The organism is Nonomuraea sp. NPDC049750 (genome assembly GCF_040659625.1).
Taxonomy (GTDB): Bacteria; Actinomycetota; Actinomycetes; order Streptosporangiales; family Streptosporangiaceae; genus Nonomuraea.
Map to the genome: position 1 here is coordinate 83,603 of NZ_JBFANB010000037.1, position 21,052 is coordinate 104,654.

At 70.5% G+C, this 21,052-nt stretch carries 17 protein-coding genes; 14 read left to right on the plus strand and 3 right to left on the minus strand.

Annotated elements, in window-relative coordinates; all coding sequences use genetic code 11:
• Positions 1-191 precede the first annotated feature (191 nt).
• On the plus strand, positions 192-1,880 hold the full coding sequence (locus AB0J16_RS51145; RefSeq protein ID WP_358553847.1) for a carbohydrate-binding protein: 1,689 nt from the start codon (positions 192-194) through the stop codon (positions 1,878-1,880).
• Positions 1,881-2,230: 350 nt separating this feature from the next.
• Positions 2,231-3,886 carry a carbohydrate binding domain-containing protein gene (locus AB0J16_RS51150; protein ID WP_358553850.1) on the plus strand — a complete coding sequence of 552 codons (1,656 nt, stop codon included), beginning with the start codon at positions 2,231-2,233 and terminating at the stop codon, positions 3,884-3,886.
• Between the two features lie 129 nt (positions 3,887-4,015).
• Here the strand turns inward: AB0J16_RS51150 and AB0J16_RS51155 are convergent, their stop codons facing one another.
• The gene (locus AB0J16_RS51155) at positions 4,016-5,599 is read right to left on the minus strand and encodes a molybdopterin-dependent oxidoreductase (protein WP_358553853.1); all 1,584 of its coding nucleotides are present in this window, start codon (positions 5,597-5,599) and stop codon (positions 4,016-4,018) included.
• Between the two features lie 117 nt (positions 5,600-5,716).
• On the opposite strand from AB0J16_RS51155, the gene AB0J16_RS51160 reads away from it, so the two are divergent.
• Positions 5,717-7,108 carry a hypothetical protein gene (locus AB0J16_RS51160; protein ID WP_358553856.1) on the plus strand — a complete coding sequence of 464 codons (1,392 nt, stop codon included), beginning with the start codon at positions 5,717-5,719 and terminating at the stop codon, positions 7,106-7,108.
• Here AB0J16_RS51160 and erm read toward each other — a convergent pair.
• Positions 7,097-7,918, minus strand: a complete 822-nt coding sequence (erm, locus tag AB0J16_RS51165; RefSeq protein WP_358553859.1) for an ErmE/ErmH/ErmO/ErmR family 23S rRNA (adenine(2058)-N(6))-methyltransferase — start codon at positions 7,916-7,918, stop codon at positions 7,097-7,099. The two genes, AB0J16_RS51160 and erm, sit on opposite strands and share 12 nt — an antisense overlap.
• Before the next feature lie 226 nt (positions 7,919-8,144).
• Between erm and AB0J16_RS51170 the strand changes: the two genes are divergently transcribed.
• From AB0J16_RS51170 to AB0J16_RS51220, 11 genes are all read left to right on the plus strand, one after another.
• On the plus strand, positions 8,145-9,206 hold the full coding sequence (locus tag AB0J16_RS51170; protein WP_358553862.1) for a MoxR family ATPase: 1,062 nt from the start codon (positions 8,145-8,147) through the stop codon (positions 9,204-9,206).
• On the plus strand, positions 9,203-10,981 hold the full coding sequence (locus tag AB0J16_RS51175) for a hypothetical protein (protein WP_358553865.1): 1,779 nt from the start codon (positions 9,203-9,205) through the stop codon (positions 10,979-10,981). Before AB0J16_RS51170 ends, AB0J16_RS51175 begins: the two co-directional genes overlap by 4 nt.
• A 126-nt stretch (positions 10,982-11,107) precedes the next feature.
• A complete protein-coding gene (locus tag AB0J16_RS51180; RefSeq protein WP_358553868.1) occupies positions 11,108-12,337 on the plus strand; it encodes a transposase in 1,230 nt (409 codons plus the stop codon).
• A 50-nt stretch (positions 12,338-12,387) separates the two neighbouring features.
• Positions 12,388-13,068, plus strand: coding sequence for a response regulator transcription factor (locus AB0J16_RS51185; RefSeq protein WP_358553871.1), 681 nt, complete (start codon positions 12,388-12,390; stop codon positions 13,066-13,068).
• Positions 13,065-14,453, plus strand: coding sequence for an ATP-binding protein (locus AB0J16_RS51190; protein ID WP_358553874.1), 1,389 nt, complete (start codon positions 13,065-13,067; stop codon positions 14,451-14,453). The genes AB0J16_RS51185 and AB0J16_RS51190 overlap by 4 nt, the downstream gene beginning before the upstream one ends.
• A 44-nt stretch (positions 14,454-14,497) precedes the next feature.
• Positions 14,498-15,025 carry a hypothetical protein gene (locus tag AB0J16_RS51195; RefSeq protein WP_358553877.1) on the plus strand — a complete coding sequence of 176 codons (528 nt, stop codon included), beginning with the start codon at positions 14,498-14,500 and terminating at the stop codon, positions 15,023-15,025.
• 34 nt (positions 15,026-15,059) lie between these two features.
• The gene (locus AB0J16_RS51200) at positions 15,060-16,154 is read left to right on the plus strand and encodes a peptidoglycan-binding domain-containing protein (RefSeq protein ID WP_358553880.1); all 1,095 of its coding nucleotides are present in this window, start codon (positions 15,060-15,062) and stop codon (positions 16,152-16,154) included.
• The gene (locus tag AB0J16_RS51205; protein ID WP_358553908.1) at positions 16,154-16,873 is read left to right on the plus strand and encodes an ABC transporter ATP-binding protein; all 720 of its coding nucleotides are present in this window, start codon (positions 16,154-16,156) and stop codon (positions 16,871-16,873) included. The genes AB0J16_RS51200 and AB0J16_RS51205 overlap by 1 nt, the downstream gene beginning before the upstream one ends.
• Positions 16,870-18,072 (plus strand): ABC transporter permease, encoded by a 1,203-nt coding sequence (locus AB0J16_RS51210; protein ID WP_358553883.1) that lies wholly within the window; start codon positions 16,870-16,872, stop codon positions 18,070-18,072. The genes AB0J16_RS51205 and AB0J16_RS51210 overlap by 4 nt, the downstream gene beginning before the upstream one ends.
• A gap of 99 nt (positions 18,073-18,171) precedes the next feature.
• Entirely contained in the window at positions 18,172-19,032 is an 861-nt protein-coding gene (locus tag AB0J16_RS51215) for a hypothetical protein (protein WP_358553886.1), read from the plus strand.
• Positions 19,033-19,091: 59 nt separating this feature from the next.
• The gene (locus AB0J16_RS51220; RefSeq protein WP_358553889.1) at positions 19,092-19,793 is read left to right on the plus strand and encodes a DUF6597 domain-containing transcriptional factor; all 702 of its coding nucleotides are present in this window, start codon (positions 19,092-19,094) and stop codon (positions 19,791-19,793) included.
• On the opposite strand, the gene AB0J16_RS51225 is transcribed toward AB0J16_RS51220, so the two are convergent.
• Positions 19,750-20,790: an AI-2E family transporter gene (locus tag AB0J16_RS51225; protein WP_358553892.1), complete on the minus strand. Its 1,041-nt coding sequence runs from the start codon at positions 20,788-20,790 to the stop codon at positions 19,750-19,752. The genes AB0J16_RS51220 and AB0J16_RS51225 overlap by 44 nt on opposite strands.
• Between the last annotated feature and the right edge of the window lie 262 nt (positions 20,791-21,052).

Here is a 21,052-nt window from a genome sequence, read left to right on the forward strand (position 1 = left end):
CCGTCGAAGTGACCCTCCGGCGTAGGCCGCTGACTGGCCGAGCAAAGCGAACCCTCCTGCTGCCACCTCCCCAGTGGCCCGCTCCACCTCGCGGGCCCATGCCGTACGGCTCGCGCTCTCACCCCCCGGCGCGAGCCGTACGGCACGCCACAAGGACATGACCCGTCACAGCCGCACCACCAGGGAATGCCATGAGATTTCGCCGCATGTTCCTCGCCTTACTCGCCGCCCTGGCCATGATGGGGGCCGGGCTCACCACCGTCTCGACCAGCGCCTATGGCGCCGTGGCCCTCGCCTACCCCGCGTGGACGGCATGGACCGCCTACAGCGTGGGCACCCGCGTCACCTACAACGGCGTCGACTACGAGTGCATCCAGGCTCACACCTCCCAGCCCGACTGGACGCCGGACGCCGTGCCCGCCCTGTGGAAGACCGTCTCCGGTGGCGGCGGCGACACCACCGCCCCCTCGGTGCCGGGCAACCTCCGCTCGACCGGCACGACCTCCAGCAGCGTCTCCCTGGCCTGGAACGCCTCCACCGACAACGTCGGCGTCACCGGCTACAACGTCTACCGGGGCTCGACGCTGGTGACGACGGCCACCGGCACCACCTACACCGACGGTGGGCTCGCGGCCGCCACCAGCTACACCTACACGGTCCGCGCCCGTGACGCCGCCGGGAACCTCTCCGCGGCCGGCAACTCCGTGACCGCCACCACCTCGGCCGGCACCGGCGCGCCCGGCCAGCCGGGCTCGCCGAGCGTCAGCGGGTCCACGAACAGCTCCCTCTCCCTGTCGTGGGGCGCGTCGTCGGGCACGGTCACCGGCTATCGCGTGTACGAGGGCAGCACGGTCAAGGCCACCGTCACCGGGACATCGGCCACCATCGGCTCCCTGGGCACCTGCACCTCGCACACCTTCACCGTCAGGGCGTACAACTCGGTAGGCGAGTCGGCCTCCAGCGCCGCGGTCACCGGGACGACCACCGGCTGCACCGGCGGCGGCAGCAAGCTGCCCGGCGCCCCCTACCTCTACATGGGCTGGGGCGACCCGCCCGCGCCCGCCACGGTGATGAGCGCGACCGGCGTCAAGTCGTTCACGATGGCGTTCATCCTGTCCAGCGGTGGCTGCAACGCGGCCTGGGACGGCAGCCGTCCGCTGACCGGCGGCGCCGACGCGCAGGCGATCTCGGCCATCAAGTCGGCCGGCGGCAGCGTGCAGGTCTCCTTCGGCGGCTGGTCGGGCAACAAGCTCGGCCCGAACTGCTCCTCGCCCTCGGCGTTCGCCGGCGCGGTGCAGACGGTCATCAACGCCGTCGGTCCCGCGGCCGTCGACTTCGACATCGAGAACACCGACGAGTTCGAGAGCGAGGCGGTCCAGGACCGCATCCTGAACGGCCTCAAGATCGTCAAGCAGAACAACCCCAACGTCAAGGTCGTCGTCACCTTCGGCACCTCGACCACCGGCCCCACCTACTGGGGCACCCGCCTGATCAACCGCTCGAAGGAGCTCGCGGTCCCGATCGACAACTACACGATCATGCCGTTCGACTTCGGCGGCGGCTCGAACATGTACCAGAGCACGGTCAACGCCTCCGAAGGGCTGAAGAACACCCTCAAGACGGCCTTCGGCTGGTCGGACGCCCAGGCGTACGCGCACATGGGCATCTCGGGCATGAACGGCCTGTCGGACCAGCAGGAGCTCACCTCCACGGCCACCTGGACGCAGATCCGTGACTACGCCAGGAACAACGGCCTGACCAGGCTCGCGTACTGGGCCGTCAACCGCGACCGGCCGTGCCCGGGCGGCGGGGTCGTCTCCAACTGCAGCGGGATCGCCCAGTCGAACTGGGACTTCACCAGGATCACCGCCGGCTTCTGAACCGGCACCGGCATTTGCACCGAGACCGGCATTTGTACCGAGACCGGCATTTGATCCGAAACCGGCCTGACCGTCGGCTTCTGAACCAGGACCGGCCGACCGCCGGTCTCTGAACCGAACCGACCCACTGCCGGCTCCTGAACCGGGACCGGCCCACCGCACCCGTCGCACCGGCGTCCCGCCGCCGGTGCGACGGGTGGCCCACGGGGGCGCGGCGGCACTTCCGCGAAGACCCGAGTTCCGCGAAGACCCGAATTTCACGAAGACCCGAGCTTCACGAAGACCCGAATTTCACGAAGCCGAGTTTCACAAGACGAGAACGTGAAGACCCGAGAACGTGAGGGACCTCCATGAACCTGCGAGGACTCGCGGCGACGGCCGCCATCGCCCTGGGCCTCATAGCCCTCCAAGCCACACCCGCCTCAGCCGCCAACATCCTGACGAACCCCGGCTTCGAGTCCGCCCTGACCGGCTGGACCTGCCAGGCTTCCGCCGCCGCCCAGGCGGTGTCACAACCCGTTCACGGCGGTACGAAGGCCTTGCAGGCCACCCCGGCGGGCAATGACTACGCCAGATGCCAGCAGATCGTGACGGTCCAGCCCAACACGACCTACCAGCTGTCAGCGTGGGTCCAGGGCAACTACATCTTCCTGGGGGCGACGGGCACCGGGATCGACGTCAGTACCTGGGGTGCCCCGGGCGGTCAATGGCAGCAGCTGAAAACGTCGTTCACCACCGGCGCCGGTGTGACGAGCGTGATCGTCTACGTCAACGGTTGGTACGGCCAGAGCGCCTACTACGCCGATGACGTCGTGCTCGACGGACCGGGCGGCGCCCCGGACACCCAGGCGCCGACCGTGCCGGGAAGCCCGGCGGTCGGTGGCGCCACCAACTCCAGCCTGAGCGTGACGTGGTCCGCCTCCACCGACAACTCCGGCAGCGTCGCCCGCTACGAGGTGTCCAGGGACAACGCGGCGCCCACGGCCGTCACCGGCACCACCTACACGGCCACCGGGCTCAGCGCCGCCACGACTTACGGCTTCCGCGTCCGGGCGTGTGACGCCGCCGGCAACTGCTCGGCGTACACGGCCTCCGTCAGTGGGAAGACCACCAACGACACCACGCCACCGCCGACCGGTGACATCCGCCACGCGCCCTACATCGACATCACCATGAACACCCCGTCCCTGGCCGGCGCCGCCGCCGCGACCGGGGTGAAGAACTACACGCTGGCCTTCGTGCTCGGCGACAGCACGGGCTGCAACCCGGCCTGGGGCGGGGTCATCCCGCTCACCGACGCAAGGATCATCAACGACGTCAAGGCGCTCCAGGCCCAGGGCGGCCAGGTGGTCGTCGCCAGCGGCGGCGCCCAGGGCCCGTACCTGGAGCACAACTGCGGCACCACCGCCACCCTGCTCGCCGCCTACAAGAAGGTGCTCGACGCGGTCGGCACGAACCAGCTGGACGTCGACGTCGAGGCGTCGATCGATGTGAACAAGGTCAACAGCGCGCTGAAGCAGTTGCAGTCCGAACGCGGCACCGTCGTGAGGTACACGCTGCGCGTGCAGGCACAGGACTACGGGCTCGACCCGTTCTCGGTGCAGATCCTCCAGGACGCCGCCGCCAAGGGCCTGAACGTGATCGTCAACCCCATGGTCATGGACTTCGGCTACACCGGCAATTGGGGCGACGCCATGGTCTCAGCCGCCCAGGCGACGCTCGGCCAGATGAAGGGCGTGTGGCCGTCGAAGACCGATGCCCAGATCAAGCGGATGCTCGGCGTCACACCGATGATCGGCAAGAACGACACGGGCCAGACCACCACTCAGGCCGACGCCCGCAAGCTGCGCGACTGGGCCAACACCAACCACATCGGCTTCGTCGGCTTCTGGTCGGTGGGCCGCGACAACGGCGGCTGCCCCAACGGCAGCGTCTCGCCGACGTGCAGCGGGATCTCCCAGTCGGCGTACGAGTTCACCGGCATCTTCAAGGGCTTCACCGGATGAGCGTCTTCACAGGGATCGCCGGACGAGTGCCTTCACGGGGCGCCGGACGAGTGCCTTTACAGGGCGCCGGATGAGCGCCGGCTAACGCACCAGCCGGCTAACGCACCAGCCGGTTGACGCACCAGTCGGTTAACGTACCAACTGGGTCGGTTTCACGGGCAGGCCCTGCCCCGGTGGACGGTACGTCGGCAGGGCCTCCCCGTACTCGTGCATCCACGCGTGATCGACCAGCAACCGCATCCGCCCTCCGGCGGCGACCGCCGCCGGATCCGGCGCGGCGGGCTCCATGTGATCGACGGTCAGCTTGGCCACCGCGTCCGCCACCAGATAGGCGTCGGGCGGCGCGAGGTCGCACCGGTCGTCGGGCCCGATGAGCAACTCCACCTCGGGCGGAAGCGGATAGATCGGGCGCGGAATGGCCAGCACACGCGGCGACGGCGCCATCGGCAACCCGTCACGCACCGCTTCGAGCAGCATCGACCGCGACGACCGCCGATCGAACAGCCCCTCGGCCAGCGGCCAGCTCAGCGCGCCCACGTCCGTGCCGTCCTCGCCGCACGCGTGCAGGCACAGGTACGGCACGAGCGGGATGGCCGACCCCGCCCCGGCCTGCGCCCAGCCTCCACCACAGCCGGTCAGTATGAGTAGCGCCAGCATCGCCCGGTAGGCGGTGTCGGCGTGGTTCGTCTCCAGCCGCCCGGGCACGATCATGCACCGCCCGCCGGTCCGCTCCGCCGTCGCCCCCAGCTCCCGCGCGATCTTCAGCGTGCGCGCGGCGGCCACCCCGGTGTACGCCTCCTGCCAGGCGGGCGTGTACGGCTCACCGCGATCGCCATAGCCGTCCGGCCAGCAACCCGGCAACCCGTCCCGCGCCACCCCGTACACCGCCAGCAGCAGGTCGAACACCGTCGTCACAGGCTCGTCGCCGTCCCTGACCACCGGCACCCCGCGGCGCAGCAGCCCCGGCCCGTCGTCGAAACGCGGCAGCAGCACCTCCACCGAGTCGCCGCCGTACACGCTCAGTCCTTCGGCGGGCCGCCCGGTCAGCCCGCCGGCCACGAAGGCGCCGCCGTGTTCGCGCAGCCGTACCAGGAACGGCAGGTCCGTGCGCTCCATCGCGTGCCCGGCGAACGCCGCCCGCTCCAGGAAGAACTCCTTGAGCAGCACATGCCCCATGGCCATGGCCAGCGCCCCGTCGGTGCCCGGCCGGACGACCAGGGTCTCGTCCGACAGGCGCGTCGGATGCGGACCGATCGCCACGACCTTCTGGCCCTTGTAGCGCCCGGCGATCACCAGGGGCATGTCAGGTGTGCGGGCGAGCCTGTTGTTCTCTCCCCACAGCAGTACGTACGCCGCCCGCGGCCAGTCCTCCGGCGACGTGCCGGGGAACCCCTGGCCGAGCAGCTGGTCCGGCACGCTGGACTGCTCGGTCAGCACCGCGCCGCCCAGGCCGCCGATCAACCCGGCGAGCGGCGAGGTGGACAGCGCGGCCACCCGGTCCGCGCCGTGCTCGGTGGCCGTGTGCACGATCGCGGCGGCGGTCAGCTCGGCCGCCGTCCCGTCGTCCAGCGGAACCCGCCTCCCACCCCTGGCCTGCTGGTAGACCTGCGAATTTCCTGTGAGTTTCGCCCACGCCGCGACCGGGTCACGCAGCCCGTCTTTTACCTCGAAGTAGAGCCTGACCAGAGCCTGGTTGACCTGCGATCCCCCCATGAGAAAAGTTCAGCACAGAGGGTCATGTTCTATCGCGTTACGACCCGCCATGTCAGAGTTAAGAATCGGAACCCTCGGTGGAAGTACTCAGAGGAGTACGGCAGGCTAGAAGCCGCCATGGAATACGCAGTTCTCACGGGGACGATCCTCGTCGTAGGTGTCTTGCTCGCTCTCATCGCCCAATGGCGTGACTGGCGACCCCCTCTCCTTGTCTCCGTGCTGGTCGGCGTGGCCGTACGCGTGGTGCTGATGTTCACCGCAGCCCACGACTCCTGGCAGCCCGTCGACTTCATGGAGAGCTTCCAGCCGGCGGGTCAGGCGGTGCTGAACGGTCAGGACCCGGTCCTGGCCAGCGAGGGCGGCTGGCACTTCCTGCCGACCATCCCCTACGTCTACGGGATCCTGCTGTGGCTGGGCATCCCGTGGGTCTACGCCGGGCGCCTGGTCACCGTGGTCGCCGACATCGTGCTGATCCCGCTGGTCGCCAAGCTGGCCGGCGGCCCCAAGGCGTCGCTGCGCGCCCTGCAGTACGCGCTCAACCCGCTCGCCCTGCTCGTCGCCTGCATCCATGGCCAGGTCGAGCCGGTGGCGCTGGCCTTCGGCGTGGCCGCCTTCGTGGTGGCCCGCGGCCCCGGCTCGCCCGACCGGGCCGGCGTCACGACCCAGGTGGTCGCCAAGGTACGCCGAGGCGTCGCGGCCTACGGCTGGCGGGCTTCGCTGCCCCGCGTCATCGGCCGCGGCGGCATGCTCCACCGCGCCCTCATGCCCGGCCCGATGGACCGGGCCGATCTGAAGCGCGGCGCGCTGGCCGGTCTGCTGATGGGTCTGGCCCTGTGCGCGAAGAGCTGGCCGATCTGGCTGATCCCCGGCATGCTGCTGCTCCTGCCCAACCTGCGGGCCAGGATCGCGGCGCTGTTCATGACCGGCGCGCTACCGGTGTTCTTCCTGGTCACGCTGCCGATCTTCGCCGGCACGTCGCTCAAGCAGATCCCCGCGGTCATCGACACCATTCAGGACATCCGGCCGATCATCGGAGAGTGGGGCTGGACGCCGCACTTCACCGGCGGCGACTGGGCGCTGATCCCCAGCCTGGCCAAGATCGGCACCTACCTGATCTACATCTGCGTCATCCTCGCGGTGCTGCTCTGGCGGCGGGCCGACCCGATCGACATGACCACGGCCATCCTGCTGATCTTCATGGTCGTCACGCCGCGGTTGGGCGCCCAATACCTCCTGTGGTTCATGCCGTTCCTGATCGCCAGGCCCACGAGGTTCGCCTGGCCGGCGATCATCGGTGTCTCGTTGTGGTCGGCGTACGGCTATCTGTACATGACCCAGTTCGGCGACAACGCCTGGTGGCTGCTGCACCGCGACTGGTCGAGAGCATCGATCGTGCTGCTGCCGATCCTGCTCATGGCGATGCCCTGGGGCCGCCGGTCCCCGGCGCCCCAGGTGCTCGCCCCGCCCGTCGGCCCGGCGGAGAAGGCCACGGTCACGTCAGCGGCATAGCCGCTCCCACAACGTGATCCACTGGTCGGGGTGGACGTGGCCCACCACCGTGTCGCGGGCGATGCCCGCGGCGGCGATGGCGGCGTCGACTCCCTCATAGCGGCGTCTGAGCGAGGCGCGCACCGAGCCGCCGACCCCGCCGAACCCCACCTCCACCAGCTCCTGGTAGCCACGCCGCGCCTCGACCAGCGGCGTGGGCCGCCGCTCGATCCGCAGGATCGCCGAGTCGACCGACGGGATCGGCCGGAAGCTCTCCCTGCCGATCCGGTCGCCCAGCCGCCAGTGGAACCACGGCCACGACTCCACCGTCACCAGGCTCCAGCGGCCATAGTCGCCCGAGCGCTTGCGGGCGTACTCCCGCTGGGTGAGCAGCGTCGCCGAGGTGAGCCCCGGCGCCCGCAGGCACCAGCCGACGATCCGCGAGGTGACCGAGTAGGGGATGTTGCCGACGACCGCGAACGGCTCGCGCGGCGCCCGCGCGGTCGTGAAGTCGGCTCTGACCACGTCGATCCGGGGATCGTCGCGGGTGCGCGCGGCGAGCCGGCCGGCCAGCCGCGGGTCGATCTCGTAGCCGATCACCTGGGCCCCGGCCTCGGCCAGCGCCCAGGTCAGTACGCCCTCGCCCGAGCCGGGTTCGAGCACCAGCCCATCGGGGGCGGCCGCCTTGACCACCAGCTCGACGGCATGCCGGTCGACCAGGAAGTTCTGCGACAAGGCGCGCCTGGCCCGGTCCCTGGGCGTGCGACCGCCGCTGTTCCTGGCGTTCTTCTGGGTATGTGAATAGTTTCCGTGCGCGAAGTTCTGCGCCACAGCCGCCCTCTCGGGTCTTCGAGATGTATGGGTCTCTCGAAGGGCCCGGGGCGCGCCGGCGGACGCCTAGGTCGTAACCGCGTCAGCTAGCGGGCCCGAGCCCGGTCGCTGCGCAGACGCATGAAGCAGAGATACATGCCGACGATGCTAGGAACGCGGCAGCCGGCGCGGCAACCCAATAAAAAACCTGATGCGCGCGACAGCCACGATTCGCCACTCTGAAGACGTGCAGGCGACGGTCACGGTCACTCCGATGCAGCTCCCCGAGCTGCTGCTGCACGTCGCCGTCGTCCGGCCGGTGTTCCTGTGGGGCGCGCCCGGCATCGGCAAGAGCTCGCTGGTCCGCGAGTTCGCCGACTCACTCGGCCTCGACTGCGTGACGCTGCTCGGCACCCAGCTCGCGCCCGAGGACCTCATCGGGGTGCCCGAGCTGGTCGACGGCCGCAGCCGGTTCGCGCCGCCCGAGTCGATCGCCCGCGCCGAGCCCTACTGCCTGTTCCTCGACGAGCTCAACGCCTCGGCGCCCGAGGTGCAGAAGGCGTTCTACTCGCTGATCCTCGACCGCAGGATCGGCGCGTACGAGCTGCCCGCCGGGTCCGTCGTGATCGGCGCGGGCAACCGGGCCACCGACAACGCGCTCGCCCGCCCGATGGCCTCCGCACTGATCAACCGGCTGGTCCACGTACACCTGCGAGCCTCGCCCGACGACTGGCTCAAGTGGGCCACCGCCAACGGCATCCACCCGTGGATCGTCGACTACCTGGTGCAGCGGCCCGACCACCTGTGGAGCGCGCCGCCCAAGACCGAGGAGCCGTTCTCCTCGCCGCGCGCCTGGCACATGCTCTCCGACGTGCTGACCTCCTACGGTGACGACGTCGCCGACGAGACGCTCGCCATGCTCGCGTTCGGCACGCTCACCGCCAACCACGCCTCCGCCTTCCGCGCCTACGTCAAGACCGTCCGGCACGCCTACGACCTCAACGCGGTGATCAAGGGCGAGGCGCCATGGCCGCGCCGGCCCGAGGAGCGCGACCTGCTCTACTTCCTGGCCGAGGCGTTCCGGGCCCGGCTGGTCAAGGAGCTGCCCGCGGACAAGCGCGGCGCCTCCTCCAGAGGGCGTGACCTGGGCTTCCGCGCCAAGACGCTGCTGGTCGAGCTGGCCGAGATCTCGCTGGAGTGCGCCCAGCTCGTCATCGCCTCCGACGCGAACGGCGCGCCCGCGCTGCCCACCTGGTTCCTCGTCGAGGTCGGCAGGGACGTGCCCAGGCTGATGGCGGCCCGATCATGAGCCCCCGCAACAAGGCCAAGACCGACCCGTGGCGCGCCGAGGTGCGCAAGGGCTGGCAGCTCGTCGACCGGCACCCGCTGTTCTCCGTCTACCACAGCTGGCTCTACGCGGCGGATGAGGGGGAGCTGTCGGCCGACACCTGGGCGGTGGTGACGGAGGACGGGGACATCCGCCACCACCCCCGCCGCCGCGCCGAGGCGGCCGAGTGGGCGTGGATCTTCGCCCACCTGCTGCTCCACCTCGGCTTCGGCCACGCCGACCCGCGCACCTGCGCGCCGAAGGACATCGAAGGCGACCGCCCCGAGCCCGCCTACCGGGCCGCGTGCTGCCTGGCCGTCGACCGGTTCCTGCGGACGCTCAAGATCGGCCGCTGCCCCGCGCCGCTGCCCGCCGAACTGCCCGAGCAGGACGAGGTCACGCTGTCGGAGCGCTGGCGCAGGCTCGGCATCCCCGAGGCGTACAAACCGCTCGGCGAGGAGGACTTCCGCGTCTGCTCGGCGGAGATGGCCAAGCACTTCGACTTCCCGTCCATGTTCGCGGTGGGCGTCGCCGAGGCGGCCACCGCCGCGCTCGACCAGGCGGGCACCCCGCGCGTCACGGCCGACAAGCACGTCGAGGGGCCGTGGGACGCGGCGCTGCGCTGGTTCGTCTCCTCCTACCCGCTGCTGGGCGCGCTCGCCGCCGGCATGAAGATCGTCGCCGAGGTGGAGCTGGCCAGGAGCTGGGGGATCTCCATCGCCGCGGTCAGCGCGGAAGCCGGCGAGATCTACATCAACCCGCTCGCCCGGCACTCCGAGGAGGAGTGGCGGTTCGTGCTGGCCCACGAGATGCTGCACGCCGCGCTCCGCCATGGCGAGCGGGTCGGCCCGCGCGAGCCGTACATCTGGAACGTCGCCTGCGACTACGTGATCAACGGCTGGCTCACCGAGATGGGCGTCGGCGAGATGCCCGAAGGGCTGCTGTTCGACCAGACCCTGTCCGGCATGTCGGCCGAGGCGGTCTACGACACGATCGTCACCGACCTGCGGCGGATGCGGAAGCTCGCCACGCTGCGCGGGCGCGGCCTCGGCGACGTCCTCGACCGGCCACCACGCCCGGCCGGCGGCTGCGTCGACCTCGACGAGTACTATCGCAGCGCGCTCTGCACGGGCCTGGCCTTCCACCAGGGCAACAGCCGCGGCTACGTGCCGGCCGGGCTGGAGCAGGAGATCCGAGCGCTCGACCAGCCGCCGCTGCCGTGGGACGCGCAGCTGGCCCGCTGGTTCGACGAGCACTTCCAGCCGGAGGAGACGCGGCGCTCCTACGCCCGCGCCTCCCGCCGCCAGGCCGCCACGCCGCACATCCCGCGCCCCGGCCGGGTGCGGCCGGAGGAGGTGGTCAGGAAGGCCACGTTCGGCGTGGTGCTGGACACCTCGGGCTCGATGGACGTCAAGCTGCTCGGCAAGGCGCTCGGCGCGATCGCCTCCTACGCCTCGGTCCGCGACGTGCCGCGGGCGCGCGTGGTGTTCTGCGACGCGATCGCGTACGACGCCGGCTACCTGCCGGTCGAGGACATCGCGAACCGGGTCAAGGTACGCGGCCGGGGCGGCACGATCCTGCAGCCCGGCGTCAGCCTGCTGGAACGGGCCGACGACTTCCCGACGGACGGGCCGATCCTGCTCATCACCGACGGCCAGTGCGACGTGATCCGCATCCGCCGCGACCACGCCTTCCTCGTGCCACAGGGCGCTTCGCTGCCGTTCCGGCCGCGCGGGCCGATCTTCTTCATGCGGTAGGGCGGAGACCGCGTCCTTCAGGGCCGGAAGGAAACGCCACTCCTCCTTTCGAAAACAGTATGGAAAGACTTGATTACGTTCGGTATTGTGTGCGGTGGGTGAGGGTGCTGTGACAGGAGGTGCGCGATGGCGATCCGCCGCTCCGCCACCAAACGCCACGGCCTGCCCACGGTCGTGCAACTGCGGCTCGCGCCCGCACCGGCCCAGGCTGAGGCGCTGGCCGCGGCGGTGCTGTTGTGCAATCAGGCGGCCACCGTCGTGTCCCGGCTGGCCTTCCAGCATCGCGTCTTCAGCGTGGTGGAGTTGCATCGGCTGGCCTACTACGAGGTGCGCGGGCAGGTGGCCGGGTTGGGTGCGCAGGCGGCCGTGCGGGCGATCGCCCGGGTCGCGGGCGCGTATGCCAACCGGCGCGCCAGCAAGAAACGCGCTCATATCTTCCGCCCGCACGGCGCGGTTCCCTATGACGCCCGGCTGATGAGTTTCAACCGGGACGCCCGGACGGTGTCGCTGTGGACTCCCACCGGCCGCGTCACCGTGCCCTACACGGGTCGGCCGGAAGACCTCAAAGCCATCGAGGCGCTGCCGATGGGGGAGGCCGACCTGATCTACCGGCGCGGGGTGTGGCTGCTGCACGTAGCGCTCACTCTGCCCAAGCCAGCGGTGCGTGAGCCCGTCCACGGCTTCATTGGGGTGGATCAAGGCGTGGCGAACCTGGCTGTCACCAGCGATGGTGTAGTGCTGCCCGGCACCGCCCTGTCGGGGCCGGCCGGCGGCAATGGCCACGTCCGTACGTTGCGGGAGCGGCGCCATCGGCAGCGCCGTCGGTTGCAGAAGAAGGGGACGTCTGCGGCGCGGCGGGTGCTGCGCCGCCTTGCCGGGCGTGAGCACCGGATGATGACCGACCTCAACCACCAGATCAGCAAGTTCGTGGTGCGTGAAGCCGAACGCACCGGCCGTGGGGTGGCCCTGGAGGATTTGCAGGGTATCCGCGGGCGGGTAAGGGCTCATCGGTTCCAGCGGCGCACCCTGCACGGCTGGGCGTTCGCCCAGCAGATCGCCTTCACCCGCTACAAGGCCGCCCGAGCCGGGATCGCCTTCCTCCTGGTCGACCCTGCGTATACGTCGCAGGCGTGTCCGGAGTGCGGGTGCGTGGCCAGGGCGAATCGGCTGGCGCGGGGCCGGTTCGTCTGCACCAGGTGTGGCCTCGCTGGGCACGCCGACCACATCGCGGCCCGCAACATCGCCACACGCGGCATAGCGGGCTGGGCTGCCATCAACCAGCCACACGCTACCGGCCTCCCCTCACCCAGACGGGACCGAGAGAGCAAACCACCGGCTTCAACCGGTGGTAGCTGATGAAATGAACTTTGAGCTGGCTTTGAACTGGCTTGGGTAGACCTTTGACCATGGATCGACCGGCCAGGGTGCTCGTCGTGGACGACGAGCCGAACATCCGTGCCCTGCTCTCGCAGACGTTGCGCCTGGTCTCGTTCGAGGTCAGGACCGCCGAGTCCGGCGTCGAGGCGGTGCGGGCCGCCAGGGAGTTCGAGCCCGACATCGTGGTGCTCGACGTGATGATGGCGGACATCGACGGGTTCGAGGTGGCCAGGCGGCTTGGGGAGAGTGTCCCGGTGCTGTTCCTGACCGCGCGGGACACGGTCGAGGACCGCGTCAAGGGGCTCACACTGGGCGCTGACGACTACGTGGCCAAGCCGTTCAGCCTGGAGGAGGTGGTGCTGCGGATCCGGGCCATCCTGCGGCGCAGCCGTACCGAGACCGGGCGCGAGGACGTGCTGCGCTACGCCGACCTGGAGCTCGACGTGGCCGCGCACGAGGTGCGCCGCGGCGGCGTGCTCGTCGATCTGTCGCCCACCGAGTTCAACCTGCTCGAATACCTGCTGACGAACGCCGGCCGGGTGGTGAGCAAGGCGCAGATCCTCGACAGCGTGTGGCGCTACGACTTCGACGGCGACTCCAGCATCGTCGAGTCATACGTCTACTACCTGCGCAAGAAGATCGACAAGTTCGAGCCGCAGCTCATCCACACCGTGCGCGGCGTCGGCTACACGCTCAGGACCCCGCGGTGAGGCCGGGCAGGTGGACGCTGCGCGCCCGGCTCGTCATGGCGATACTCGGGCTCACCACGGTCGCGCTCGTGCTGGCCAACGTGATCGGCATCGCGCTGCTCGGCGACAATCTCCTGCACCGCGTGGACTCCCAGCTCAACACGATGGGCGGCGCGGTCGGCAAGCTGCCGATGATGGCCGGCCTGATCTCCGGCGGTCAGACCATGGACTGGGAGAAGGTGCTGACCAAGCGGGTCGCCTCCGTGGCCAGGATCTACGTCTACTCCGCCGACGGCAGACTGGTCAGCGAGCTGCCGGGCGACTCGGACCCCGGCCCGGTGCTCGGCGACGTCCACGTGGGTGATCCCTACACCGTGAGCGGCACCACGGGGCCGTCCTGGCGGCTGAAGGCGATCACGACCTACGACGGCGGCACCGTGGTGGTCGCGCAGTCCCTCGGCGAACTGGAGGCGACCCGCGCCTCGCTCGTCGCCATCGCCTTCGCCGTCAGCGCGCTCATCCTGCTCCTGCTCGGCCTGGCCGCCGACGCCGTCGTACGCCTCGGCCTGCGCCCGCTGACCAGGATGGAGCGTACGGCCGGCCAGATCGCCATGGGCGACTTCGCCAGCCGGGTCCCCGCCCCCGACCCGCACACCGAGGCGGGCCGTCTGGGCGCGGCCATGAACGTCATGCTCGACCGCGTCGAGAACGAGATCGCCGCCAGGACCGACTCCGAGTCCCGCATGCGCCGCTTCCTGGCCGACGCCTCGCACGAACTGCGCACCCCGCTCACCTCGGTCCGTGGCTTCGCCGAGCTCTACCGCCGGGGCGGCGGCGACGAGCAGGAGATGATGCGCAGGATCGAGGAGGAGGCCGCCAGGATGGGCATGCTGGTCAACGACCTGCTCACTCTGGCCCAGCTCGACCAGGAACGCCCCATCGACCGCCACCCCGTCGACCTGCTGGAGGTGGCGGCCGACACCATCCGGGACGCCCGCGTCCGGGTGCCCGGCAGGCAGGTCAGGCTGCGCGGCCTGGGCGGGACGCTGGCCCCCGTCTCGGTGGTGGGCGACGAGGCCCGGCTGCGCCAGGTCGCCGCCAACCTCGTCGGCAACGCCCTCACCCACACCCCGGAGGACGCGTCGGTGACGGTGAGCGTCGGCACGGCAGGCGGCATGGCGGTGTTCGAGGTGGCCGACACCGGGCCCGGCGTGCCGGAGCAGCACATCCCCCACGTCTTCGACCGCCTCTATCGCGTCGGCCAGGGCAGATCCAGGACCGACGGCGGCGCGGGACTGGGCCTGGCCATCGTGGCCGCGATCGTGCACGCCCACGGCGGCACGATCGAACTGGACTCCGCGCCGGGCCGGGGCGCCACCTTCCGCGTGCTCCTACCCGGCTCCTAGGCGGCTCCCAGGCTCCTTTGATCGGCGCTCGGCACATTCGGGGCATGAAGCGAAGAATCCTGATCGCCACCGGCGTGCTGGCCCTGGCCGCCGCCGGATGCGGCTCGGCGCCCAGCTCCGCCGGAGTCGCCTCCGTCAAGACCGCATCGCCCGCCGCCACGGCCAGCCCGTCGCCCTCGGCGACCGTGGACAAGGCCGAGCAGGGCAGGAAGTTCGCCGCGTGTTTGCGTGAGCACGGCCTCGATGTTCCCGACCCCGACCCGAACGGCGAAGCGATGTTCCAGGCGCTGCCCAAGTCGGAGCTGAACTCGGACAAGGTCCAGAAGGCGTTGGAGGCCTGCCGCTCCGTCGCCCCCGTCAGGGACGCCAAAGGGCTGAGCCCGGCGGACCAGGACAAGATGCGCCAGTTCGCCGCCTGTATGCGCGAGAACGGCATCGACCTGCCCGACCCGGACTTCAGCGGGAAGACCAACCAGAACCTCGCCAAGAGCTTCAGGCTGGACGACCCCGACTTCAAGCAGGCCTATGAGGTCTGCCGGGCCAAGTTCCCGCAGCTGGGCAAGACGCAATGACGCGGGTCCAGTTCACGCAGTTGGGACGGACGCGATGACGCAGGTCGGGTCCCAGCCTGAGGTCGTTCCCGACCGGCCGCTCCGGCCCAGGCGGCGCTCGCTCCGCACCGTCGCCTGGGCCGGAGGTACCGCCCTGCTCGCCGCCGCCGTCGCGGCCGCCGCCATCGGCTTCGGCGGCAACGGCTCGGGCACGGCCGTCGCCGACCGTACGCCCCCGGCCACCGCGAAGGTGGCTCGCACGACGCTCACCGAGACCAAGACCGTCGACGGCACGCTCGGCTACGGCGACACCATCACGGTCACCGCCAAGTCGCCGGGCACGATCACCTGGTTACCCGAGGAAGGCGCCACCATCACCCGGGGCAAGGCCGTCTACAGCGTCGACGCCGACCGCCGCCCCCTGCTCTACGGCGGCATGCCCCTCTACCGCGTGCTCAAGGACGGCGTCGAGGGCAAGGACGTCGAGTTGCTGGAGCGGAACCTGGCCAAGCTCGGCTACACCGGCTTCGACGTCGACAAGGAGTTCACCTGGGCCACCCGCGAGGCCGTCGAGGACTGGCAGGACGACCTCGGCCTGGACGTCACCGGCGAGGTCCAGCCCGCCGACGTGGTCGTGGAGCGCGGACCCCTCCGCGTCGCCGGCCTCAAGACCACGCTCGGCGCCGGCGGCACGGGGCCCGTGCTCACCGCGACGGGCACCACCCGCCAGGTGCTCGTCAACCTCGACGTGGCCGACGCGCATCTGGTCAAGAAGGGCCTCGGCGCTACGGTCGAGCTGCCCGACGGCTCCACCGTGAAGGGCAAGGTCACCAGCGTGGGCAAGGTCGCGACCGAGACGGGCACGGGCGGCGACGCCACCACCACGATCGAGGTCAAGGTGTCGGTGAGCGGCCTGAAGAAGCCATTCGACTCCGCCCCCGTCGACGTCACGATCGTGTCGGCCCAGCGCGAGAACGTGCTGGCCGTACCCGTCGGAGCGTTGCTGGCCCTCGCGGAGGGCGGCTACGGCGTTCAGGTCGTGACGGGCGGCACCACCCAGTACGCGGCCGTCCACATCGGCATGTTCGCCGACGGCAAGGTGGAGGTCGGCGGCGTCCAGGAGGGCGCGACCGTGGCGGTGCCCAAGTGATCGTCCAACTGCGCGCGGTGAGCAAGAAGTACGGCGAGGTGGCCGCGCTGCGCGGCGTCTCCATGGGCATCGAGTACGGCGAACTCGTCGGCATCGTCGGCCCGTCGGGTTCCGGCAAATCGACCATGCTCAACATGATCGGCACCCTGGACCACCCGTCGAGCGGCACCGTGCGCATCGCCGGGCACGACGTGCTCACCCTCAACGACAGGCAGCTGTCGGCGCTGCGGGCGAACGTCATCGGCTTCGTCTTCCAGCAGTTCCACCTCGCCGCGGGCGTCCCCGCACTGGACAACGTCGCCGACGGCCTCCTGTACGCGGGACCCTCCCTGCGCGAACGCCGCCTGCGCGCCCACGAGGCACTCGAACGGGTCGGACTCGGACACCGGCTCGGCCACCGCCCGCACGAGCTGTCCGGCGGCGAGCGGCAGCGGGTGGCCATCGCCCGTGCCGTGGTCGGCGGACCGCGACTGCTGCTGGCCGACGAGCCGACGGGCAACCTGGACTCCCGCTCCGGCGCGGGCGTCATGGACCTGCTGCGCGAGCTGAACGCCGGCGGCACCACCGTGGTCGTCATCACCCACGACCGCGACATCGCGGCCTCGCTCCCGAGGCAGGTCGAGATGCTCGACGGCCGCATGGTGGACGGCGCTGCGGACGGCCTTGCGGTGGACGGTGCTGTGGCGGGCGGTTTTGTGGTGGACGGAGCCGGGCTATGACCGCCGCCATCCTCACCTCCGCCCGGCTGCGCCCGCGCGACGTCCTCAGGGTCGGCGGCGCGGGCCTGCGGGCCAGGCCGCTGCGGGTGTTCCTGTCGGCCCTCGGCATCGCCATCGGCATCGCGGCCATGCTCGGCGTCGTCGGCATCTCCGCCTCCAGCCAGGAGGACCTGAACCGCCAGCTCGAAGCGCTCGGCACGAACCTGCTCACCGTCTCACCCGGCCAGACGCTCTTCGGCGAGAGCTCCCACCTGCCCGCCGAGGCGGAGGGCATGATCGAACGGATCGCACCCGTCACCTCGGTCACCGCCACGGGCACCACGCCCGCCAAGGTCTACCGCAACGACCACATCCCGGCGGCCCAGTCGGGCAGCATCTCGGTCACGGCCGCCCGCCTCGACCTGCCGCACGACGTGGGCGCCCAGGTCGTCAGCGGCACCTGGCTGAACCAGGCCACCCAGCGGTACCCGGCCACCGTGCTCGGCGCCAAGGCGGCCGACCGGCTCGGCGTCGTACGCGCGGGCCCCGACCAGCGGGTCTGGCTGGGCGGGCAGTGGTTCACCGTCGTCGGCGTGCTCGGTCCCGCGCCGCTCGCCCCCGAACTCGACACCGCGGCGCTGATCGGCTGGCCCGTCGCCGAGGAACGGCTGGACTTCGACGGCTACCCGACCACGATCTATGCCAGGGCCGAGGAGGCGTCCGTCGTCGCCGTACGCGATGTGCTGGGCACCACCGCCAACCCGGAGAAGCCCAACGAGGTCGAGGTCTCCAGACCGTCGGACGCGCTGGCCGCCAAACAGGCCACCGACGCCACCCTGAACGCCCTCCTGCTCGGCCTCGGCGGCGTCGCCCTGCTGGTCGGCGGGGTCGGCGTGGCCAACACGATGGTGATCTCGGTACTCGAACGGCGCGCCGAGATCGGGCTACGCCGCTCGCTGGGCGCCACCCGCGGGCAGATCCGGCTGCAGTTCCTGGCCGAATCGCTGCTCTTGGCCGCCATCGGTGGCGTGGGCGGCGTCGTGCTGGGCATCGGCGTCACCGCCGCGTACGCGAGCTTCCAGGGCTGGCCGGCGATCGTGCCGGTCTGGGCCATGCTCGGCGGCGTGCTCGCCACCCTGCTCATCGGCGGGATCGCCGGGTTCTATCCGGCCGTACGAGCCGCCCGCATGTCGCCCACGGAGGCCCTGGCCACGCCGTGACGAACAGGCGGGCGGAGATGCCCGTGCGGCGCACCCCGGCGCCCCACGTGTCCGTTTCTTACAAGAAGAACCTGGCCAGGCGGGGATAGCTTCACCGCTATGGAGCTGAATTCGCGGGCGGTCTCCCGCGCTGAGAGATACCTGCTGCTGCACGGGCGGCTGATCGACAGGCTCAGGTTCGCGGCCCTGTTCAGGGGTGCCTCCCGTACGCGTGTGCTCGACGCGCTGCGCTGCTACCGGAACGATGACGGCGGCTTCGGCAACGCGCTCGAACCGGACCTGCGCGGGGCGGGCAGCCAGCCGGAGCCCGTGGAGGTGGCGTTCTGGATCCTCGACGAGCTGGACACCTTCGACGATCCGATGGTGGCCGCCGCCTGCGACTACCTCTTGGGGATCACGGCCAAGGACGGCGGCGTGCCGTTCGTGCTGCCGAGCGTCCGCGACACGCCGCGGGCGCCCTGGTGGGAGACCGGCGAGGAGCCCCCGGGCAATCTCATCCCCACCGCGTCGATCGCCGGGCTCCTGCACAAGCACGGCGTCGCTCATCCATGGCTCGGGCCGGCCACCGACTTCTGCTGGTCGGCGATCGCCGGCATCTCGGCCACGACCCCGTACGAGGCGCGGGCCGTCGTCCAGTTCCTGGACCTCGTCCCCGACCGGGCGCGGGCCGAGGCGGAGTTCGCCCGGCTGCGCGAGGCTCTGCTGGCCACGGTCACCTTCGACCCCGACGCGTCCGGCGAGGCGCATTTTCCCCTCGATTTCGCTCCTTCGCCGCTGCGGTTGCCGCTGTTCACGCAGGACGTCCTGGACCGGCACCTCAACGCGCTCGCCGCCGCCCAGTCGGACGAGGGCGGGTGGCAGGGGAACTGGCTGATCTGGACGCCCGTGGTGGAGCACGAGTGGGGCGGCTTCATCACCGTGCACCGGCTGCGGACGCTCCAGGCGTACGGGCGGCTGTGATTCCTCGGGCGTACGGGCGGGTGTGACTTCTTGTCGGTGGGGGTGCGTAGCTTGGAGGCATGTACGAAGAGCGGCCTCCCGGGGACGGCTTCGACGGACGGGTCACCTGCGTGTGGCGGCAGGTGAGCGACGCCGACGGCACGCGACTCGTGGTGCCCGATGGGTGCGTGGACCTCATCTGGGGGCCTTCGGGGGCGTTCGTGGCCGGGCCGGACACCGGGCCGATGCCGGTGCGGGTGCGTGCGGGGGACGCCTTCACCGGGATCAGGTTCAAGCCGGGCGGCGTCGGGGACGTGTTCGGCGTGCCGGCGCACGCCCTGCGCGACCAGCGGGTGCCGGTGGCGGACCTGGGGTTCTCCGTGTCCGGGGAGGAGTTCTCCGTATGCGGGCATGGGGCGATGTCGGGCGGGCGGCTCGCGAGCATGCGGGCCGCGGTCGTGGCCCGGCTTCGGGCCACCGCGCCCGCCGACGCCGCGGCGCCAGCGATAGCCGAGGCGCTCCGGACGGGGCGGACCGTGGGGGAGGTGGCCTGGACGCTGGGGTTCAGCGAGCGGCAGCTGCTGCGGCGCAGTTTGGCCTCGTTCGGATACGGGCCGAAGGTCCTGCAGCGGGTCGTCCGGTTCCAGCGGGCGCTGAAACTGGCCCGTGCGGGGGTGGTGCCCGCGGAGGTGGCGGTGGTCGCGGGCTACGCGGATCAGGCGCATCTGGCCAACGAGGTCAAGCGCCTGAGCGGCGTGACTCTGGCGGAGCTCCGGAGATGAGAGCGGCCGCCCAGCCCGCGCTGGGGTCGCTGTCGACGAGTATCGCCCGCGTGAGCAGGCTCAGGGGGATCGCCAGGAGCGCGCCCAGGGGCCCCAGGACGAAGGTCCAGACGATCAGTGACAGGAACGTCATCGTGGTCGACAGCCCCACCGCGTCACCTAGGAACTTGGGTTGGATGAACGATTGGATCACCACGTTGATGGCGATATAGGCGGCGACGACGAGGAGCATCTGCTTGATGCCGCCGTCGAGGAGCGCCAGCATCGCGGGCGGGATCAGGCCGAGGACGAAGCCGATGTTCGGGATGTAGTTGGTGATCAACGCCAGGACACCCCAGAGAAGGGGCAACGGCACACTCAGGATGGACAGGGCCAGGACGTCCAGCGCCGAGCAGATGAGACCGAAGATCGTGGAGACGATGAGATAGCGCCTGGTTTTGTGGGCGAACGTGCCGAACGCCTGCACCAGGTGCGGCTTGACCTCCTTGCCCGACGCGATGATCCTGGCGATGGCCGGGGTGTCCAGGCACATCGCGAGCAGCAGCACCACGATGAGGAACAAGCTGGACAGGATCCCCAGCAGGCTCGACAGCAGGCTCTGTGCCAGCCCGAGCACCTTGGCCGGATCGAGGGCTTGGATCGCCTTGTCGAGCTGGGCGTTGCTGACGCCGTGGGTGGTGGCGAAGTTCTGGGCGTCGTTGAGCAACTGCTGAAACTGCGGGGCGTACGCGGGGAGCAGTGAGGCGAGCTGGGTGACGGAGACGGTCAGCACCGCGACCATGCCGAGCAGCACGAACAGCACGATGAGGAAGGGCACGGCGACCTGCACCCACCCGGGAGCGCCCACGCGGGCGAGCCGGCTCCGCACCGGGGCGACGGCGATGACCAGCACGAGCGCGAGCACGACCGGGCCCAGGATCGACGCGACCTCGCGCATGCCGAACAGGACGATCACCGCGCAGGCGATACCCAGCAGGATGGTGAGGGCTCGGGGCACAGTGGCTTCCTACCCGTGGGCGGGGGATGACACCGGCGGGCGGTTGATTTGACGGTTCCGGGAGCCGTACATAGAGTTCACCAGTCCCGCGAGGACGGCGATGATCGCCGGTCTCACTCGGGGGCAACCTCCACGCAGATCCTTTCGGATGGTGTTCGCACCACTCAGGATGGTCTGGTAAGTTAGAGGGGTTGTCCCGGAAACGGGGCGGTCTTTATTCCAGCAGGTCGGAGCGGGTCGGGTCAATTTGACACCGGGCCGG

What these genes read in the sequence shown, in the direction of transcription:
- AB0J16_RS51195 (WP_358553877.1), top strand. Translation starts at nt 14,498, where the DNA reads ATGAAGCGAAGAATCCTGATCGCCACCGGCGTGCTGGCCCTGGCCGCC.
- AB0J16_RS51180 (WP_358553868.1), top strand. Translation starts at nt 11,108, where the DNA reads ATGGCGATCCGCCGCTCCGCCACCAAACGCCACGGCCTGCCCACGGTC.
- AB0J16_RS51150 (WP_358553850.1), top strand. Translation starts at nt 2,231, where the DNA reads ATGAACCTGCGAGGACTCGCGGCGACGGCCGCCATCGCCCTGGGCCTC.
- AB0J16_RS51210 (WP_358553883.1), top strand. Translation starts at nt 16,870, where the DNA reads ATGACCGCCGCCATCCTCACCTCCGCCCGGCTGCGCCCGCGCGACGTC.
- AB0J16_RS51220 (WP_358553889.1), top strand. Translation starts at nt 19,092, where the DNA reads ATGTACGAAGAGCGGCCTCCCGGGGACGGCTTCGACGGACGGGTCACC.
- AB0J16_RS51160 (WP_358553856.1), top strand. Translation starts at nt 5,717, where the DNA reads ATGGAATACGCAGTTCTCACGGGGACGATCCTCGTCGTAGGTGTCTTG.
- AB0J16_RS51155 (WP_358553853.1), bottom strand. Translation starts at nt 5,599, where the DNA reads ATGGGGGGATCGCAGGTCAACCAGGCTCTGGTCAGGCTCTACTTCGAG.
- AB0J16_RS51215 (WP_358553886.1), top strand. Translation starts at nt 18,172, where the DNA reads ATGGAGCTGAATTCGCGGGCGGTCTCCCGCGCTGAGAGATACCTGCTG.
- AB0J16_RS51185 (WP_358553871.1), top strand. Translation starts at nt 12,388, where the DNA reads ATGGATCGACCGGCCAGGGTGCTCGTCGTGGACGACGAGCCGAACATC.
- AB0J16_RS51145 (WP_358553847.1), top strand. Translation starts at nt 192, where the DNA reads ATGAGATTTCGCCGCATGTTCCTCGCCTTACTCGCCGCCCTGGCCATG.
- AB0J16_RS51175 (WP_358553865.1), top strand. Translation starts at nt 9,203, where the DNA reads ATGAGCCCCCGCAACAAGGCCAAGACCGACCCGTGGCGCGCCGAGGTG.
- AB0J16_RS51200 (WP_358553880.1), top strand. Translation starts at nt 15,060, where the DNA reads ATGACGCAGGTCGGGTCCCAGCCTGAGGTCGTTCCCGACCGGCCGCTC.